14 protein-coding genes and 4 tRNA genes are annotated in these 19,229 nt (G+C 48.8%); 7 read left to right on the top strand and 11 right to left on the bottom strand.

The window, feature by feature from the left end; translation table 11 throughout:
- Positions 1–34: 34 nt before the first annotated feature.
- The 6 genes from Q0236_RS08705 to Q0236_RS08680 all read left to right on the top strand — a co-directional run bounded on the left by Q0236_RS08705 (position 35) and on the right by Q0236_RS08680 (position 7,098).
- A tRNA-Leu gene (locus tag Q0236_RS08705) sits at positions 35–121 on the top strand.
- A gap of 16 nt (positions 122–137) precedes the next feature.
- Positions 138–211, top strand: a tRNA-Cys gene (locus tag Q0236_RS08700).
- 20 nt (positions 212–231) lie between these two features.
- Positions 232–387, top strand: a complete 156-nt coding sequence (locus Q0236_RS08695; protein ID WP_177387338.1) for a hypothetical protein — start codon at positions 232–234, stop codon at positions 385–387.
- A gap of 58 nt (positions 388–445) precedes the next feature.
- A tRNA-Ser gene (locus Q0236_RS08690) sits at positions 446–533 on the top strand.
- A 767-nt stretch (positions 534–1,300) separates the two neighbouring features.
- Positions 1,301–4,042 carry an insulinase family protein gene (locus tag Q0236_RS08685; protein ID WP_297916939.1) on the top strand — a complete coding sequence of 914 codons (2,742 nt, stop codon included), beginning with the start codon at positions 1,301–1,303 and terminating at the stop codon, positions 4,040–4,042.
- A gap of 329 nt (positions 4,043–4,371) precedes the next feature.
- Positions 4,372–7,098: a TonB-dependent siderophore receptor gene (locus Q0236_RS08680; protein WP_297916937.1), complete on the top strand. Its 2,727-nt coding sequence runs from the start codon at positions 4,372–4,374 to the stop codon at positions 7,096–7,098.
- Positions 7,099–7,388: 290 nt separating this feature from the next.
- Here the strand turns inward: Q0236_RS08680 and Q0236_RS08675 are convergent, their stop codons facing one another.
- From Q0236_RS08675 to Q0236_RS08630, 10 genes are all read right to left on the bottom strand, one after another.
- Complete coding sequence (locus Q0236_RS08675) at positions 7,389–8,120, bottom strand: hypothetical protein (protein WP_297916935.1); 732 nt, start codon at positions 8,118–8,120, stop codon at positions 7,389–7,391.
- A 19-nt stretch (positions 8,121–8,139) separates the two neighbouring features.
- Positions 8,140–8,307: a hypothetical protein gene (locus Q0236_RS08670; protein WP_297916933.1), complete on the bottom strand. Its 168-nt coding sequence runs from the start codon at positions 8,305–8,307 to the stop codon at positions 8,140–8,142.
- A gap of 22 nt (positions 8,308–8,329) precedes the next feature.
- Complete coding sequence (locus Q0236_RS08665; RefSeq protein ID WP_297916931.1) at positions 8,330–8,587, bottom strand: hypothetical protein; 258 nt, start codon at positions 8,585–8,587, stop codon at positions 8,330–8,332.
- 102 nt (positions 8,588–8,689) lie between these two features.
- The gene (locus Q0236_RS08660) at positions 8,690–9,001 is read right to left on the bottom strand and encodes a hypothetical protein (protein WP_295150236.1); all 312 of its coding nucleotides are present in this window, start codon (positions 8,999–9,001) and stop codon (positions 8,690–8,692) included.
- Positions 9,002–9,021: 20 nt separating this feature from the next.
- Positions 9,022–9,636, bottom strand: coding sequence for a hypothetical protein (locus Q0236_RS08655; protein ID WP_297916929.1), 615 nt, complete (start codon positions 9,634–9,636; stop codon positions 9,022–9,024).
- A 27-nt stretch (positions 9,637–9,663) separates the two neighbouring features.
- A complete protein-coding gene (locus Q0236_RS08650; protein WP_297916928.1) occupies positions 9,664–10,617 on the bottom strand; it encodes a Dyp-type peroxidase in 954 nt (317 codons plus the stop codon).
- A 232-nt stretch (positions 10,618–10,849) separates the two neighbouring features.
- Positions 10,850–10,937 (bottom strand) — tRNA-Ser (locus tag Q0236_RS08645).
- Between the two features lie 356 nt (positions 10,938–11,293).
- Complete coding sequence (locus tag Q0236_RS08640; RefSeq protein WP_297916927.1) at positions 11,294–12,751, bottom strand: efflux transporter outer membrane subunit; 1,458 nt, start codon at positions 12,749–12,751, stop codon at positions 11,294–11,296.
- Positions 12,738–15,896: an efflux RND transporter permease subunit gene (locus Q0236_RS08635; protein WP_297916926.1), complete on the bottom strand. Its 3,159-nt coding sequence runs from the start codon at positions 15,894–15,896 to the stop codon at positions 12,738–12,740. Before Q0236_RS08635 ends, Q0236_RS08640 begins: the two co-directional genes overlap by 14 nt.
- Complete coding sequence (locus Q0236_RS08630) at positions 15,896–17,029, bottom strand: efflux RND transporter periplasmic adaptor subunit (RefSeq protein ID WP_297916925.1); 1,134 nt, start codon at positions 17,027–17,029, stop codon at positions 15,896–15,898. Before Q0236_RS08630 ends, Q0236_RS08635 begins: the two co-directional genes overlap by 1 nt.
- 173 nt (positions 17,030–17,202) lie before the next feature.
- On the opposite strand from Q0236_RS08630, the gene thiD reads away from it, so the two are divergent.
- Positions 17,203–18,342, top strand: a complete 1,140-nt coding sequence (gene thiD, locus Q0236_RS08625; protein WP_297916923.1) for a bifunctional hydroxymethylpyrimidine kinase/phosphomethylpyrimidine kinase — start codon at positions 17,203–17,205, stop codon at positions 18,340–18,342.
- A 357-nt stretch (positions 18,343–18,699) separates the two neighbouring features.
- Here thiD and Q0236_RS08620 read toward each other — a convergent pair whose 3' ends face one another.
- Entirely contained in the window at positions 18,700–19,143 is a 444-nt protein-coding gene (locus tag Q0236_RS08620) for a DUF1566 domain-containing protein (RefSeq protein ID WP_297916921.1), read from the bottom strand.
- Positions 19,144–19,229: the final 86 nt, after the last annotated feature.

Genomic DNA, 19,229 nt, shown 5'->3' with positions numbered 1-19,229 from the left:
GCTCCATTTTACATTCTGTTTTTGTATTAAACGTGCCCGGATGGCGGAATCGGTAGACGCAAGGGACTTAAAATCCCTCGGAATTTTTTCCGTGCCGGTTCAAGTCCGGCTCCGGGCACCACCTAATAAGCCGGCGTGGCGACATAGCCAAGTGGTAAGGCATGAGCCTGCAAAGCTTTGATCCCCGGTTCGAATCCGGGTGTCGCCTCCAGATCCTAAAAAGGAGTTATTATGAGATACATACTAGCGGCTCTTTTGGCATTGATGGTTTTTAGCGGGTGCTCTAATACTTGGCACGGCGTAAAAGAGGATTCGCACAACGCGGCTCAATGGACCAAAGAAAAGGTTCACAACGGCGCCGAGTGGGTCGGAGAAAAAACCGAATAAATTCCACGTGTAGATCTTGATCTGCGCGAACTTTCGGCGGGGTCTACCCGCCCTTAATCGGGAGATGGCTGAGCGGTCGAAAGCGGCGGTCTTGAAAACCGTTGAGGTGAAAGCCTCCTGGGGTTCGAATCCCTATCTCCCGGCCATTTTAATCTAATCCGAAATTCCATTTTAACTTCAAAATTTCACATTTTATTTATACTAATTTTCATTTAATGCTCTTTAGGCTAAAATTTTATTTCGTAGCAGGCGGCGTAGGCGGCAGCTCGTGCGCGCACCAAGATGGAGCGCCAAAATGTTATACGGCGGTAGGAGTCAAAATATGCCGAGCAGCTTTTAGTCGGTTCGTGTTAAACTCGAGTGCATTGTAGCTGTATTTTGGATGAAACATCGGCAATTTTTTTGATCGATCCGTATTAAAACAGCGCGCAGTAAGAGTAGGGCGATGTAAAATTAAATGTTCGTCCGTCTTGCTATGAAAGCGTGTGGGCTCTGTTGCGAAATTTAGCCATGAAATTTCAAAGCTTAGCAGTCCGTCGCGCTTGGCGTAAAATTTTAAAATTTACCGACTCGCGCTTTTAAATTTAGCCAGAGTCCAAGTAAATTTCAAAATTTATCTTGCGCGAGCGCGCCGCCGCGCAGATAAAGATCAAATGCGCCTGCGTACCTCTGGGCGATAAAATAAACGAGGGAAGCCGCGTATTGCAAGCCTAGAATCGATACGCTCGCGATCAGACCGGGACTAGCGCAGCAAGCAGGCGGGTTAAAAGTAGGCGGATCTAAGAGATATCGCAGGCTAACGGGTCGAAGCGAGCAAATCCAAAAATGACCAGGCGAGCAGATTGATAAGCCGAAAGAGAAAAGTCTGCAAAAATATCTGCGAGCGAATTTTACTAGAAAATAAAGGGCTTAAATGCGAAAAATTTTACTATTTTTACTGCTTTGTGCGGGAGCTTTTGCGCTTGAGTGGGACGGAGCCGTCCTGCGGGGGGCGCTGCCAAACGGGCTTAAATACTATATTTTAGAAAATTCCGTGCCTAAAAATTCCGCCGTTTTCTATCTGATCGTGGATGCGGGCTCGATCGACGAGGACCCTAATGAGCGCGGGCTTGTGCACTTTATCGAGCATATGTCCTTTAACGGAAGTCGCGATTTTAGCAAAAACGAGCTTATCAAAAAGCTACAGAGCCTGGGCGTGAAATTCGGCGCCGACGTAAATGCGCAGACGGGCTACGACAGCACGATTTACACGCTTAACATCGCCGTTAGCGAAGAAAATTTAAAGGACGTTTTTAAAATTTTTGCTTCGATTGCGGACGGAGTGGAGTTTAATCCGCTCGAGCTCGTAAAAGAAAGAGGCGTCATAATCGAGGAGGCGCGTAGTCGCGATACGCCGATCGCAAGGCTTTACGAGCGGATGGATGAGGAGCTTTATGGCGGCAGCGCGTATTTTAATCGTGCGCCGATCGGCGATATGGCGGTCGTAAAATCCGTAAGCGCGCAGCGAATCAAGGAGCTTTATCAAAAAATTTACCAGCCCAGATCTATGAAATTTATAGCCGTGGGCGATTTCAAAAGGGATAAAATTTTAAAACTGCTAAAGCAAAATTTTTCGCCTCTTAGAAATACAAACTCCTACGCCCGTCCGGATATGGGCATTCCGCCGAGGCAAGGTTTGAAAATTTACAATTACGATACGAACGAAACATCGCTAAATTCCGTCAAAATTTCGTTTTGGGAGGAATTTGCGCCCCCAAGCAGCGAGGCGAATGCGAGAAAAATTTTAAAAAGCGAGCTTATCTCAAGCCTTATTTCTACGATTTACGAACGAGCGAAGGCTAGCGAGGGCGCGCTGTTGCGCGTTAATTTTTCCAGGTCGAATTTGCAGTTTCAAAAAACGATTTATAACTTCGACATCGCCGTTCTGGGCGGAGATTTTGACGGCGCGATCTCGCAGGCGCTCGGGCTAATCAAAGGCTTGCGAGATAGCGGCTTTGATGCGCGCGATTTTGCCCTCGCAAAGGATGCTTTGATCAGCTCGCGGCACAGCGCCTTTGAGCGCAAAAAAAGCGCAAATTCTGCGTTTTTTGCAAGAGAGATTCTTCATGCCGTAAAATCAGGAGCCGTCCTGCCTAGCGCCGCAAAACAGCGTGATTTGGACATAAAGCTGCTGCGCGAGATCAGCCTAGAGGAGCTAAATTTAGAATTTAGGCGCCTTACGGATCTGGGCGAGGTGCACGCAAGCGTCTTTAGTGGCTCCGGATATAATCTGGACGAGGCTAAATTTAAAAAGCTGCAAAGCGGCGCTAAGGCGATAAATACGCATGCCGCGCATAAAAAGCTGCCGGGTAGCTTGGTTTCTAAAAACCTGCCTGAGGGCAAAATTTTAAGCAAGAGTTTTGAGCCGCGATTTAAATTTTATACCTACCTGCTTGAAAATAACGCGACCGTGATCTTAAAGCCGCTTAAGACGCGCAAGGATTTCATCTCGTTCGCCGCGGTAAGCAGAGGCGGAATGTCCAATCTGGCGCACCCGAGGCTCGGCAGTTTTGCCGCAATGCTTGCAAACGAAAGCGGTGCGGGCGAGTTTAACAATTATGAAATTTCGCAAATTTTAAGCGGGCGGCAGGTGAATTACCGCAAAAATATCTCCGCATTCTCGCACGGATTTTACGGAAACTGCGGCTCGCAGGATCTAAAATGGCTGCTGGAAGCGATAAACTTGGAGCTTAGCTCTCCGCGCACGGACGAGAAGGCGCTGCAAAATTTAAAGATAAAATCGCTCGACGAGCTTGCGCGAAACGAGAAGCTGCCCGGATATAAATTTAGCAGGGAATTTAGCGAGTTTTTTTACGGCGGCAATGCGCGAATGCGCCCTCTAAGCGCCGCGCAGATCAAAGCGCTTAACGCGGAGGAGCTAAAAAAGATCGTCTATGATAAATTTAGCAACGCCGCATCCTATACTTTCGTGCTTAGCGGCGATTTTGAGTTAAAAGACGCCGAAGCCCTCATAAAAAAGTATCTGGCGAGCTTGCCTGCTCGCGGCGAGCGCGAGGATTTTAAAGACGATGGAATTCGCAGCTTAAGCGGACGGCACGTTTTTATGCGCAACTATCAAAACTCCCCTAGAAGCGACGTCGCGCTTACCGCGATAAACAGATCCGCTCCGTACTCGCTTGAAAATGCAATTAAAATTTCAGCCCTGGCTTCGGTGCTTCAGGAGGCCCTTAGAGAGCGTATCAGAGAGGATGAGGGGCGCACTTACGGCTTTTCGGTCGCTTCGAGTCTAAGCCGCATCCCGTACGAGCACTCGAGCCTTCATATTTCGTTTTCCTGCGCGCCGCAAAACACGGATCAAATTTTATCTGCAATCAGGGAAGTTTTTGCAGAGATCGCAGGCGGCGGATCGGACGTAGCGCGGCATCTTGAAAATTTTAAAAAATCTCAGATCATCACGGCTCGCATCGCTCGCGAAAGCCCCGAGTTTTGGAACGACGCGCTCGTAAAATACGCGCTTTGGAATGAGGAGATTGCCGATTTTAAGACCTTTGAAACGATCGTAAATTCCATCTCGCCGAAGGATATCGCGGAGGCGGCGCAGATCTATATTTTTGATACCGATGAAACCGTGAGGATAAATGCGCCGAAATTTTAACAGGCTCGGCGCATCTAAATTTTGCTCGTTAAATTTACTAGTCGCGTTTAAATTTAACGGCGCTTGCACGGCAAATTTCAGCGCCATAAATTTACGTGCTTTAAAAATATACCTAAGAATAAAACTCAATTAAACCTATCTATACCGTGCATAGATTTTAGATAAATTTTATTTTGGAATAGATTTATCTCGCCGATATATCGCTATTTTGTTACATTTTTTCTATTGATTGTATAAGTTATATAATTGTTATCACTTTTATTGAAATTTAAAATATTATTGGCTAAATTTCCTCAGTCTTAATTTTTATTTTCAAAAAAGGAGAAAAGATGATTGTCGGTTTTTGGGCCTGTAAGCCATATAAAAGCGGCGCAGGCCGCAATTATTCCGCTTCCGTAAAAGGCGAGAAATCCACTCAAAATCGCTGCGGGGAGGGGCTTGCACGCTCCTTAATAGTCGCGGCGTGTCTTTGCGGCCTAAGCGTCGCGCAGGATTCGTCTGAAAATAACGCAACCAGAAGCGTTGCTACCAAAGAGAGTTCGGAGGTACGAAGCTCGGCTGCGATGACAAATAGTTATAAATTTCCCGAAATAGTAGTTGTCGGCAACATTGACTCTAGCCTGACGAGCGTCGGCGATAGCTATGGCGGTACGCAAAAAATAAGCAGGACGATGATCGAGTCGATGCCTAGCGGCAACGGCGACTTCGTGCAGCTTTTGCGTACCAATCCAAATGTGCAATTCAGCTCCACAAACCGCCAGAGCACGACGCTAGGCGAGATCAGCCCCGCAAATATCAGTATCAACGGCGCGAAGTATTGGCAAAACAACTTTATGCTTGACGGCGCGAATATGAATAACGATCTTGATCCCGCTAGAAATCCGGGCGGCAATCCTACGCGCTTTTCGGCGTTTGATACGATGAATTCCGTCTCGCAAGGTATGGCGATCGATAGCGATTTCTTACGAAGCGTCGAGGTGCACGATAGCGGCATCTCCGCCAAATACGGCGGATTTACCGGCGGCGTAGTGGAGGCTAAGACGCGAGATCCGCGCGCGGGCTTTCACGGCAAGTTTTCGATGCAGCACACCGAAGATAGTTGGACTAGATACCATATCTACGGCGATGAACAGAGCTTTGAAAACTCCGCTACGCCGCTAAATCAGCCGAGATTTGATAAGTGGATCACGAGATTAAATTTAGAAGGCACCGTTACCGAGGATCTGGGCTTGATGTTCGGCTACACCAACACTAGAAGTAAAATTCCGCTCAAGGCCTACGACAGAAGATACAACGCTGATACGACCATCACCGAGCGAATTCAGAGGCGAAATATAGACAACTACTTCCTAAAGGCGCTCTGGTATGCGACCGACCGCCTAACTATCACGCCTAGCGTAACCTACGCGCCCGAGCGAAACAAGATGTTTAACGACCACGTCAAAGACTCCTACGCCGATATGAAATCGGGCGGTTTAAATTTAGCGCTTAAAACCGACTACGATGGCGATTTCGCTAGGTTTAATCAAATTTTATCTTACAGCAAGCTCGAGAGCTCTCGCGATGCGGAGAATGAATATTACAGGGCTTGGCAATACTCAAACGTAAAGAATTGGGGCAGTAAATTTTTATCTACCGCAGCGATAGAGGGCGGCTTTGGGGATCTTGATCAGACTCAAAAGAGCCTTTCATACAACGCGGATCTGGAGTTTAATGAATTTGATCTCGGCGGCAGTAAGCATAGATTTATCACAGGCTTTGAGTTTAAAAAGCAAGAGGCTAAATTTAACGTAAAAAAGGAGTTTATGACCGCCAGCGGAATAGCACCGCTACCTGCGGGCGTAAATGCTTGCGATCCGGATGACGAGCTCTGCTCTATAGACGATTCTTTTGCGAGGTTCGGTAGAAGCGGTCAGTTTTTTACGCAAAAAAGCTATTACAAGGGCAATACCAAGGTGGATATGAAGAGCTTGGCGGTTTATCTAGAGGATGAGATAAAAATCGGTGATCTTACCTTGCGACCGGGCGTAAGATTAAATAGGGACGATTATATGAAGCAAACGACTGCGGCGCCGAGATTTAACAGCTACTACGATATTTTTGGCGACGGCGATTCGATCATTAGCTTCGGTGCAAACCGCTACTACGGGCGCAATCTCTTTACCTACAAATTAAGAGAGGGTCGAGAAGGTCTCGCCACTACCTACACGCGCCCGCGCAATGCTTATACTCAAAACTGGACGCAACTGCCAAAAGACCCGTCTCTAACTAAATTTAACGAGCTAAAGGTGCCTTATGAGGATGAGCTGGTATTCGGGGCAAAGCAAAAGCTTGGGAATTTCGAGTTTTTCAGCAAATACGTAAGCCGCAAGGGCAGGGATCAGATCATCAAATCTACGCGAAGAGATCTAGGTCTAGCGCCGAATCCGAACTACCAAAACAACTATCAAACCTTTACTAATGACGGCAGAAGCGAAAATAAAATTTTAACCTTCGGCGTTAAGACGATCGAGGATTATGAGGCTTTCGGTACGCTAAACGGCTTTGAGCTGGGCTTTGAGCACATCAAGATGAAGACGAACAACACCCTTTACGACATATCGCTTGATAGAGAAACGCTTGAAGATGAAAAGATCGTCGAATACGACGGCAGACTGATGAGGTTATCGGAGCTGCCGGCGCAGGACTACGCTAGGCCTTGGACTGCGAGCCTAAATATCATCACGAAAATTCCAAGCTACGGTATCAGCGTGAATAATTTCCTCTCGTTTAAAGGCTCGCAAGAAGCGATCGCTCGCACCGGCAGGACGCCTGCGGGCAAGTACCCCGCCAGATACGACAAATACGAAAAGGTAAATCTCGGCAAAAGCTACAGCTGGGATGCGCGCATCGGATACGCTAAAAAGATGGCGGGCGAGGTGGAATTTTTTACGAATTTAGACATCTACAACGTCCTAAATAAGCGCAACAAAGCAAGGCTTAGCAGCGATACCTCGCTCGATCTAGTCTATGAGGCGGGCAGGCAGTTTTGGCTGGAAGCGGGCATTCGGTGGTAGCGTAAGCTAAATTTGCGGAGCTTTTGAAATCCACGGCTCCGCAAAGTTTCGTGAAATTTTCTGAAATTTGCGGCATTTTGCGAGATTTCAAATTTCACGCCGCGCTCCTTAAAATTCCGCATCGCGCGCTGTAAAATTTTAGCGTGCGCATCATATGATTTAACATATGTGCCGCAAAATTTTAATGCACGCGAAATTATTAAATTTGCGCCTAAATTTAAGCCATAATCAATTTAAGGAGCTGAAACGGCTTTCTAAATTTTAACGCCGATATCGCTTAATAGGCTCTTTCATTGAAATATCACAAACTGCTTTTGAAATTTTGACGGGCTAATATGTCGATGATTTAAGAGACAATAGCAAACCCTTTCAAAATCCGCTCCGCTCATCATAAAACTGATAAATTCGCCCCTGCCGTCATAGATGATCAAAGTATCGATCGCACGAAAGCTAAATTTCCCCTTCGTGATCTTTGAAAAAATCAGTTTGGCGATGAAAAACGGCAAAACCAATGCCGTCAGGCTCATAATAAAAATTATAAATCCTCTAAGGCTTTGTAAAAATCCGGCAAACGCGACGGCTATCACGATGAACGAAAACACAATACCTGCGGAATTTCTAGCGGGCACGATATATCCGAATAGCGGCGTGACGGTGAGCTTTATGAGCGATATTTCATCAAATTTTATAGATTTCGTGATTTTGCCTTTATTGACGTAGTTGATGCTCCTGTTCGTCAAATGAACAAAGCGCGTATGGGCGCTGTTGAGATAGGACACGATGGCGAATGCTACGTAAACAAACGGCGTATAGTATGGAAAAATATCGCCTATATACAGAAACACCGGTACCGCCAAGAGAGCGAAGAATAGGTTATAAATAAAGAATACTATTATGTTGTAGTCTTTGACGAGGAGGGATTTATTGTCAAATTGCGGCGGAATTCGGCGCTCGGCATCTTGCCTAGGCTGCGACTGCTGCAGCTTTTGCGACTTTTGCGGCTCATCGTTAAAATTTTTCATTAAATTTTTTGCTCCCGTTTTAAAATTTACCGCTAGCGGCTCGGGCGTTTTGCGGCGCTAAATTTGCCGTTCGCGCCGCACGCCTTAGCGATGCAATCCCAAGCAGAGCCAGCTTGCGTCCTTTTAAAATTTTATTTCGTTGAAATTTATCGGCGCCGCGTATCGGTACCGCGTACGCTTGCCGCATCGCCGCATGAAATTTCGAGGCCTCACGGCTCGAAATCAAAGCAGTAAAAATCGTCCGCTTCGCTCCAGAGCTCTTTTAGCGAGTGCCCGTCTATCTGCGGCGCGGCGTAAAGTTCCCGCAGCGTGGCGAAATACCGCTCGCCGCTTGCATTTGCGCCAGCTTCGTCCGCGCATCTTTGAAACGAGCAGCGATCGGCGTAGGCGATGATCAAGTATTGCGCGCCGCGCAGGCGAAGTCCAAGCTCGGGCTCTCCGCCCTCGGCTACGCATTTTAGCAGCATTTGCGCTATAGTTTCAAATGAGTAAGTCTGACATTTCGCTCCGATCTTAAAATTTTATCGCCGCCGCGACGCTTATTGTGCCGCCGCATATCGCGAGCCGTTTTACTCCGCCAAAAACCCGAAGCGCTCAATCATATCCAAAAGCATATCGGCTCTGCAAATTTCATCGTCCAGCAGATCGTCGTATTGATCTCGCAGTCGCTCGGCGTCTTGCGCCACGGGCCCTAGATATTCCTTAGCCTGCGCGAAATCCCCTTTCATCACGTAGTATTCGCCTAAGATCACGCGAGCTTGCGTCTTGCTAACCTCGTCGCCTTCGCCCTCAAGTGCTGCTTTTAGGCTCTGCACGCCGCCCTCCTCAAGCCCTCGCGAGAGCTGCATTATTGCTTTGTTTAGATAAAGCTTCGCATCCATTTTCGCCCCTTAGTTAAATTTCATTTGAAATAATAGAACAAATTTCCGCCGCACTCAAGATCCACGAACTCCTTGCTGTCAAAAAACAGCTTAAATTCCATGTGGCTCAGATATTTAGCGTCTCGCGCTTTCTCTATAAAATTTCTTATCAGCCGCTCTATCTTTCCGCCACCTTCGCGGCGTGCCGCGTCCTGCCTCGTGAAATAAAAAACTACGGGCGCGTCGGACACCGCCGCGATATACCAAATTTTAAGCGGCGCTAAAAGCTCGTTTCGGTTTCGCAGCAGCTCCTCTACCGTGCCTTGGATCAGATCGGTGCGGATCTGTGACTCGAAGGACTCGACCGAGATATAAAAATTCTTAAGTCTGTTTAGTTTCTCGAAAAGCGGCGTGCGGGCGAGGTAGCGCTCGATGCACTTTTTATCGGTGATTTTTGCGGCGTCTTTATCGAAGCGAAGCACGATCTTAAGCCACGCCGAGTTCTTGCCCGCGCCGTAAAACGCGCTGATCGCTCGAGTTTTAAATTTAGCGTCTATGAACTCTATCAGACCCCTGACGTTTTCACTATTTTTGACTTTGCCCTCTATGATCTCTTTGCAGCGCCTGCTCTGATACGGGCTTAGATCGCAAAACATCGCGTGCCTTTAAATTTAAAGCTAAATTTACTCTGCGCTATAAGCCTGTAGCATATCGAAGGTCGGAGCGAAAAAGAGCGCGCCCGTCTTTGCAGTGCTGAAGTCAAGCAGGCGGTCGTAGTTGCCTCGCGGGCGGCCGATAAACATACTCTCAAGCATCAGCTCCAGCGTGCTAAAGGTGCTTGCGTAGGCGATGAAGTAGGTTCCCGTCTCGCCGTCTTGCATAAACGGCATATTGCCGCGCACGACCTTTTTGTCGTCGCCGACGTTGGCTGCGGCGGAGTGCGAGTTGCTAGGTTTTATCTCCTCGCTCATCTCGATGTCGTTTTGTTTGCTACGCCCGATGACGCGCTCCTGCTCGGCGACGCCCGCGGCGTTCCACGCGCTCATATCGTGGATATATTTTTGCACGAAAAGATAGCTGCCGCCCTTGTATGCGGCATCCTCGTCGCCCACCTTGGCGAAAAAGTCGCGATCTGCGCCCTGGGGATTTTCGGTGCCGTCCACAAAGCCGATGATAGCGCGTCCGTCGTAGTATTTAAAGCCGCAGATCTCCTCCTCGCACGTCGCAACGTCCTTTAGCGCGGCTCTGATCTCGCTTGCCATATCGTAGCAAACGGCTTGATTCGCCGCTCTGATGTGGATATGAATATCGCCTCCGGTGGCGGGTGCAGTGTGTTTATCGCCCTTAATCTCTTCGAAATTCTTTAATTCCTTCGGCAAAGGCTTCGGCAAGCCGAGCATTTTCCACGCCTCAAAGCCCACGCCCAGCACACAGCTTGTTTCGCTAGCCGCGCCGAATCTCGTAACGGCGGTTTTGTTTAAATTTATCACCAGAGCGCAAAGACCCTCGAAAGCCTTTTTACAGGCGGTTTTGCCTGCGTTAAAGCGCCAGATCATAAACACGGTGTTGTTGCCGGGCGCGTCGGTTACGTTTTGGGATTTTGCGTGTGCACAGGCGCAACTTTTTTCTTCACTCATTTTTCTCTCCTTCAAAGTGAAATTTTAAAAGGAATTTTAGCGCAATATCGGTAAACGGCGGGCGTAGAGATAGAATTTAGGTGGCTTTCGGGTTTGATTTCGGCGGAGGAAATTTTTATCTTTGATCGTTAAATTTGCGGCAAGGGTGGAATTTTGGCTTTAAATTTATAAAATTTTCGCCGAGTTGAAAAGCGAAATTTTAGAGTTTTGCGAGGACGAAATTTTAAAGTAGTGGCAGATGGGAAGGGATTCGAACCCTCGAAAGCTTGCACTTTACACGCGTTCCAGGCGTGCTCCTTCAACCGCTCGGACACCCATCTAAATTAAAAGTCGCGATTATAGCGAAAATCTAAAATTTTGCCAAATTCCGTTTCGGCGCGCAACCGCTCGTCTTCAAATTTAAAACGCGACGCTTGGAATTTCGCCGCAGCGCTTGGAATTCTGCCGCGCCACTAAGCCCGGCCGCCTTACGCTTCCTAGCCGAGCGGCGATTTTACCTTGCTGCGGATATTTTAAAATTTGGATTACTTTTTAAATTTAGACCTGCCGTCCGATGCAGGGCTAAATTTAAAAAGCGCAAGCAGAGCTCTTGCAAAATCCGCTTGCGCCGTAAAAACTGGGCAGCGCTCTAAATTTATGAATATTTTAAAATTTCGCGCCGCCCGTAAATTTAAAGCTAATTAAAAATTCTATCCTTCGGGAAGGCGGACATATCGGGCTGCACGTCCTTCTCCGCGCCGATAAGCGCCTTTATTTCGCTATCTTCTATGCTAAAGCCGCCGCCGAGCGCCTTGTAGGCGTTTACCGTCGCGCTTAGCACGTCAAGATCTGCCTGCACTTTATTTAGCTGCGCGCTAAGCAGGTTTCGCTGCGAATCCAAAAACTCCAGATGATCGCTGTAGCCCGCCTGATACCTGCTTGAGGCGTTTGAATAAATTTTGCTCTGCGAAGCGACGAGATCGGCGAGGCTTGCCTGCCTTAGTTTGGCGTTTTGCACGCCGATAAGCGCGTCGCGAACGTCGCCGAGAGCGGTTTTAAGCGCCTTGTCGTATGCGATGAAGCTCGCGTTTTGCTCTAAATTTGCAAGCTCTACGCGCCTTTTTTGGCGGCCGAAGTCAAGCAGCGGCCCTACGAGCGAGCCGCCGATATTCCACGTGCTCGCGCTTGTGGTAAACAGCCTGTCAAACTCGCCGCTTGCGTATCCCGCCGAGCCCGTAAGCGAGAAGGTAGGGAAGTAGCCCGCCTTGGCGACGCCCACTAAGAAGTTGCTTGAGCGCAGATTTTCGAGCGAGCTTGCGACGTCGGGGCGGTGCAGGATCACGTCGCTTGGGATTCCGCTTGGGATCTGCGGCGCGCTAGGCATTTTCGCGGCGGTCTGCGGCGCGCCGCGTAAAATTTCATCGTAGCTCTTGCCCGTTAGGATATTTAGCGAAGTTTGAGCTGCGGAGAGCTGATTTTGCACGCTTATGAGGCTTGCCTCGGCACTTTGCACCGCAGCTTTGGCTTGATAAAATACGATCTCGCTAACCGCGCCCGCATCGAGCTGCTTTTTGCGGTAGTTTTGCGTATCTTGATAGCTTTTTAGGCTGTCTTTTAAAATTTTCTCCTGCTGCTTTAACGCTAGTAGCGTAAAATAGGTCGTCGCAACCGTGCTAGTAATCGTGTTTTTGGCGGTTTCGTAGTCGTATTTCGTCGCATTAAATCGAGATCGCGCCGAATCTACGCTGTTGCGCACGCGCCCCCAAAGATCGATCTCGTAGCTTAGCACGGCGCCGATCTGATACGCGCCGTGAGAGTTGCGATCGGGCTGGTTGCCGAAATTATTTTGGCGCACCGCGCTGCCGCTTAAATTTACATTCGGCAGGTACTCAAGCTTGCTTAGCCCTAAATTTACGCGCGCATACTCGACGTTATTCAGTGCGGTTTGCAAGTCGGAATTTTGCTCCAGCGCGCTTTGGATCAGGGCGTTTAGCTGCGGATCGTTAAAGCTTTTCCACCACTGCGTGCTAACGTTAGTGTTCGCGTAATCCGCCTTAAAGCCGGTCTGTTTTTGCGGCGTGACGGGCTTGAAGTTGCAGCCGCAAAGTAAAATTCCAAGCGTCAAGGCGCTTAAAAGAGCATTATTTATTTTCATCGTTCACCTCGTTAGTTTGGACTTTTTTGCCGCGTCTATCAAGCCAAGCGTTGAAGCTTTCGAGCAGGTAGAAAAATAGCGGCACGAAAAAGATCGCGATCGTAGATGCCGCGAGCATTCCGCCTACGACGCCGGTTCCTAGCGCGTGGCGGCTAGCAGCGCCCGCGCCGGTAGCGATAACCATCGGAAGCACGCCCAGACCGAACGCAAGGCTCGTCATCACGATAGGGCGGAACCTCATCTTAGCGGCCTCGACGGCGGCTTCCGCGATAGGGCGGTGGTTGTTTAGGTGCTCGTTCATCGCAAATTCCACGATCAAAATCGCGTTTTTCGCCGCCAGACCGATTAGAAGCAGCAAACCGATCTGAAAATATATGTCGTTATTCAGCCCGCGGAAATATGTAAACACGAGCGCTCCGAATACCGAAAACGGCACGGCGGTAAGCACGGCAAGCGGCATGAGCCACCTTTCGTATTGAGCCGCCAGGATCAAAAACACGAAGATCATTCCAAATACGAATGCCTGCGCGCCCTTGCCCGTCTCGCTGACCTCTTGATACGCAGAGCCCGCCCAGCCGATCGAATATCCGCTAGGAAGCTCCTCTTTTATGACCTCTTGGATCGCCGCTATCGCCTGGCCCGAGGTATAGCCCGTATTTGGCTCGCCCATAATCTGCGCAGCCGGGAAGGCGTTAAATCTATTAACGGAATCAGGACCCAGCGAGCGCTCAAGTCTCACTAAAGAATTTAACGCGATCAGATCGCCGCTGTCGCTGCGGACGTAGAGCGATTTTAGATCGTTAGGATCGTCTCTGTAGTTTTGCGTAGCGCGGATATAGACCTTAAACGTGCGACCCAAGAGGTTAAAGTCGTTGATGTAATACTGCCCGATGGTGGAATTTAGCACGGTGAAAATGTCGGCTATCTTAACGCCTAGCATCTTTATCTTCTCTTTATCTATATAGAGCTTATACTGCGGGAAATCGGTATCCAGCGTCGTTCGCACGAGCTTTAAAGCGGGGTGTTGATTGGCTTTGGCAGTTACGCGATCCATATCTGCGCGAATTTCATCGTAGCTCTTGCCCGTCGTGCTTTGCGCGTAGAGCTCAAATCCGCCCGTAAGCGAAAGACCCATAATAGGCGGCGGCGTAACGACGTAAGTCATCGAGTTGCGATCGGCGCCGTAGAGCTGCCCGTTTAGCGCGGCAGCTAAGGCGAAGTTGGAATTTTCATCGCCCGGGCGATCTTTCCAGTCTTTTAGCTTCATAAAAAAAGCTCCCGCGTTTTCTCTGAGCGCTCCGGCTAGCATATCGTATCCCGTGATTTGGGTTATATCTTTTACGTTTGGATACTTTTTAGCGATGCTTGCGATGAAATCCTGATCGGCTTCCGTCCTAGGTAGAGTAGATGCCGACGGAAGCGTAGTCATCGCCATAATCGAGCCTTTGTCCTCATTAGGTACCAGGCCGCTAGGAGTGAGCACAAGAAGCTTCACCATCGCATAGATGATGATGCCTACAAAAACGAGGCTGATTAGTACGTGGCGAAGAACCATGCCGACACCCGCGGCGTAAATTTTAGTTGAGATGCTAAAAAGATTATTAAACCATCTTATAAAGAAAAAAGGCTCAGATTCCTTTTTTTGCAAGATTAGAGCGCAAAGTGCGGGCGTTAGCGTAAGGGCTACGAAGCCTGAAAAACATACCGAGGCTACGAGCGTTAAAGCAAATTGCCTCTGCATAACCCCGGTAAAACCCTCCATAAACGCAACCGGCACGAAAACCGCCGAAAGTACGAGCACGATGGAGATGACGGGCGCTACGATCTCGCCCATCGCTTTTGTGGTGGCCTCTTTGACGCTAAGATCCGGCTCTTCGTGTAAAATTCTCTCTACGTTTTCGATCACGATAATGGCGTCGTCCACGACGATGCCGATAGCTAAAATAAGCGCAAAAAGGGTAATTAAATTTATAGAAAATCCGAAGGCATAAATTCCGATAAACGCGCCGCAGATTGACACAGGCGCAGCAAGCGTCGGAATGATCGTTGCTCTAAGATTGCCTAAGAACATATACATAACTACGATGACGAGTATTAACGCTTCAATGAAAGTATGAATGACCTCTTCGATCGATACTTTTACGAAGCTAGTCGTATCGTAGGCGACGTCGTAGGTCAGCTCACCCGGGAAATTTGGTTTAAGCTCGTCTATGCGCTTATTTACCGCTTCGACTACGGCTAGAGCGTTGGCGCCACTTTGCATAAAGATAAGCACAGGCACCATCTCTTTACCGTTAAATTTCGCCGAGATATTGTAGCTTGCGCCGCCAAGTTTGACCTCGGCGACATCTTTTACGCGCAAGAAATTCCCATCTTTTTGCGCGCGTATGATGATATTTTCAAACTCTTCGACGGTTTTTAAACGACCCTCAGGCTTGATCGCATAAACGTAGGGATTGCCTAAGTTCATCGGCTGCTCGCCCATCTTGCCTACGGCGTATTGGCTGTTTTGCTCGCTTATCGCAGCGATTATCTCGGCGGTCGTAACGTTAAACGTCTTAAGCAGCTCGGGCTTTACCCAGATCCTCATCGCATAGTCTTTAGTGCCTAGCGCCTGAGCCTCTCCGACGCCCGGTACGCGCTTTAGCTCATCTACGACATTGATAGCTACGTAGTTTTGCATCTCTACGACATCCATCTGTTCGCTAGGATCGTAAAACGCAAGCACTTCGAGCATCGTACTGCTGCGCTCGGTGACGGTTACGCCATAGCGGCGCACTTCGTCGGGAAGTAGCGTAAGAGCTGGCGTGACGCGGTTGTTTACATTGACTTTCGCATCTGCTGGATTTGTGCCGATTTGAAAATATACGTTGATACGAACGTCGCCGGAGGAGCTTGCTGAGCTTTCCATGTAGATCATATTTTCAACGCCGTTGATTGCGTTTTCAAGAGGGGCTGCGACGACGTCGGCGATCGTTTGCGCGTCCGCGCCGCTATATGTAGCGCTTACGACGATTTGCGGCGGCGTGAGCTGCGGATACTCCTCGACGGAGGAATTTTTAAGAGCCAAAACGCCCGCGATTACGATGATTATCGAAACGACGCAGGCAAAAACGGGGCGGTTGATGAAAAATTTAGAAAACATTATTTCCCGCTTTCCGCATTGCTCTGAGACGGTTGCTCGTTAGGCTGCCCCGCTACGTAAGGATCGGTGCTTGCGGGTACGGGAGTTACCTTGGAGCCCACGTTGATCTTTTTAAAATTATCCAAAATGATCTGATCGCCGTCTTGCAGCCCGCTTGAGATCGTCGCCGTGCGGGTATCTTGAGCCGAAATTTTGACCACTTTTTTAGCGACCTTGCCGTCTTGCACGACATAGACTATGGTGTTGCTAAGATCTTGCTTGAGCGCAACTTGCGGAATTTTAAAGCCGTTTTTCTGATAAAAGCCATCGACGCTTATTTTGGTAAAAACCCCTGGGCGAATTTCTAAGCTTGGATTTGGAATTTGAGCTTTAGCACTGACTGACGCTGTGTTTGTATTGATGACGCTATCGATAAAGCTTAGCGTGCCGTTGTAGTCCTTGCCGCCGAGATTTATGCTTACCTGACGGCCCAGCTGCTTCCACTGCCCGTTTTTTAAATTTGCATCAAGTTCTAGCCTGTCGACGTCCGCGATGCCGAATTCCACGTCGATCGGATCAAATTTGCTAAGGCGCACCAGATCCTCGCCCACGTTTACGTACGCGCCCACGTCCTTTTGCGTATCGCCCGCCATGCCGTCAAAAGGTGCGGTCACGAGCGAGTGGTCAAAATCGATCTTGGCGCTTTTAAAATTTGCTTCGGCCACCATAAACGCGGCCTTTGCGGTGTCGAAATCCTTTTGGGAGATCGTGTTGCCGGCTTTTAGCGCCTTGGCTCTTTTGTAGTCCGCCGAGGCGCTTTGAAGAGTAGCGTTTGCGCTGTCAAACGCCGCTTGGTAGCGCGAGCGGTCGATCTCGTAGAGCACGTCGCCCTTTTTGACGCTGTGCCCCGGCTCGAAAAGCTGCTTTTCGATGGTGCCCGAAACCTGCGGCTTTAGCATTATCTCAAGCTCGCTCACGGTCTGTCCGTTAAATTTCAAAATTATCGGCACATCGGCGGATTTGGCGATAAATACGCCAACCGGTAGCGCAGAAGCCTCGCCGCTTTGTTTTGCGCCGCTTTCCTCCTTTTTTTCAAAATAGGAGCAGCCCGAAACCAAAAACGCTGCGAAAATCAAACTGGCGACTTTTTTCATATAATTTCCTCTAATTGGGTTAAAATTTTGTATTTGTAATAGTTATTACGAATAAATTATAAATTATAATAAAAACTATATAAATAAAACTTAAATTTAGCCCGTAAAATAATATATCTGGGGAATTATAGCGGAATTTCGATATAATCGCGCTAAAATTTTAAAGGCTTTTTATGAGAAAAATTCTTACTATCGCGGGTTCGGACAGCGGCGGCGGCGCGGGCATCCAGGCCGATATCAAAACGATCAGCGCGCATAAGATGTTTGCAATGAGCGCTATTACGGCGCTTACGGCGCAAAATTCGCGCGGCGTATTCGGCGTACTGGACGTTCCGCCGCATTTTGTGGAGGCGCAGCTCAATGCGATTTTTAGTGACATCTTTCCGGACGCCGTTAAAATCGGAATGATCTCCAATGAGGGGGTTGCCGAGGCTATCGCAAAGAGCCTGAGCAAGCACGGCGCGAAAAACGTCGTCTTAGATCCCGTGATGGTCGCTACTAGCGGCGGAGTTTTGATGAAACAAAGCGCGCTGCATGCGTTAAAATACAAGCTCGCTCCCGCCGCGGAGATCATCACGCCTAACGTGCGCGAGGCCGAGGTCTTAGCGGAAATGAAAATTTTAAGTTTAACCGATATGCGCGCCGCAGCGGTTAAAATTTCGCAGTTTTTCGGCGGCGCGATTTTGATTAAAGGCGGCGATCTGGCGGGCGCGAGCGCGGCTTGCGGCGCGACTTGCGGCGCGACTTGCATTGCGGCGGAAGCGGACGCGGCGGAAACGAACGGGGCGCAAAATTTTAATGCTTCACAGCGTGAGACGGGCGAAGATGGCGCACGCGAAAATTCTGCGGGTTCGACGAAGAGCGCGGATTTCGCGGATGAAAATTTTACTAGCGAATGCAAAATTTTAACGACGAGCGCAGAGCCTTCTTTTGAACAAAATTTATCTGCAGCCTCCCTAGGCGCTGGTTTTAAACCGAGCGGCGAGGGCGAGGATTTGAGAAATTTCGCAGTCGATATTTTATACGAAAACGGCAAATTTTACGAGTTTTCCGCGCCTAAAATTTCTACGCGTAACACTCACGGCACGGGCTGCACGCTCTCAAGCGCGATCGCGTGCGCACTGGCGGCGGGGCTTAGTCTGCCCGCAGCCGTTGCCCATGCCAAGGGCTTCGTGCGCAGGGCGCTGGGCTGGGGTGAGCAGATCGGGCACGGATGCGGCGCGATAGATCATTATTTTACGGTACGCGATCCCTTCGGCGCGGACTTTGGCGGATCTTGCGCGAACGAAATCAAAATCATCGCCCCGAATTAAAATTTCAAGCGCCCATTGAAGCCCCTCGCTCGTTAAAATTCCAAGGCTCCGCCCGCGAGCATAGGCTTTAAATTCAACGAAACGGCACGAAATGCGCGCTAAAGAGTTCGCCTAGAAGGCTATGATAAACGGCGACTTGCCTAACTAAAACGCGCGCTGTCGCATAGGTGCGAAGCTAAATCAATCGCTTTCGGCGCCTAATTTTGCGTCAAATTTTGACGAGCTTTTAAAATTTACCATAAAATTTTGATTGAGCGCGTAGGCTTTGACGCGGCGCGCTAAAATTTGGTAGTTAGTTAAATTCTAGCCCCAAATTTAATGAGGCAAAATCAAATTTTAGTCGCGCGAGGCGCCGAATTAGTCGTTTCTAACGCACCGTGCGAAGAGGCGATCGGAAATGCCGCTCCAGTCTCCGTAACCATTTTTAAAATGCACGAACCACGCCCGAGAGGAGCCGTCGGCAAATTTTGTAGAGCTCCAGTAAAAATCGGACTTTACGTATTTAAAAGCGGAATTTATAGCGGGGCTAAATTTAGTTTTATCCGTTATGCTTATCAGCTCATCTATACTCGGTAGCCGCCAGTCTGAATAAGCTGCAAAATTTAGCCTCTCGCAGCGCTCCTTCGCTTGCTTCCAATCGCCGATAAAAACCCGCTCATCATCCTGCCACATTAGCTTACCGAGTTTGCTTTCGCCGCATATCACTACGTTTTTATCATTATCTCTATAACAAGTCGCATTTAGGGCGTCTGCATTTAAGAACGCGAAAAATAACGCTAAAATAACCATATACCTTCTCATTTATCTATCCTTTGTAATTTATAAAATCAATACCGCCTCACGCACCGCACGAAACTGCGAGCTAAAACGCTATCCCAGCCGTCGTT

The organism is uncultured Campylobacter sp., from assembly GCF_938031315.1.
In the GTDB taxonomy this organism is placed as follows: Bacteria; Campylobacterota; Campylobacteria; order Campylobacterales; family Campylobacteraceae; genus Campylobacter_B.
The sequence above is the reverse complement of the archived record's forward strand: the minus strand, read 5'-3'. Positions and strand labels throughout refer to the sequence as shown.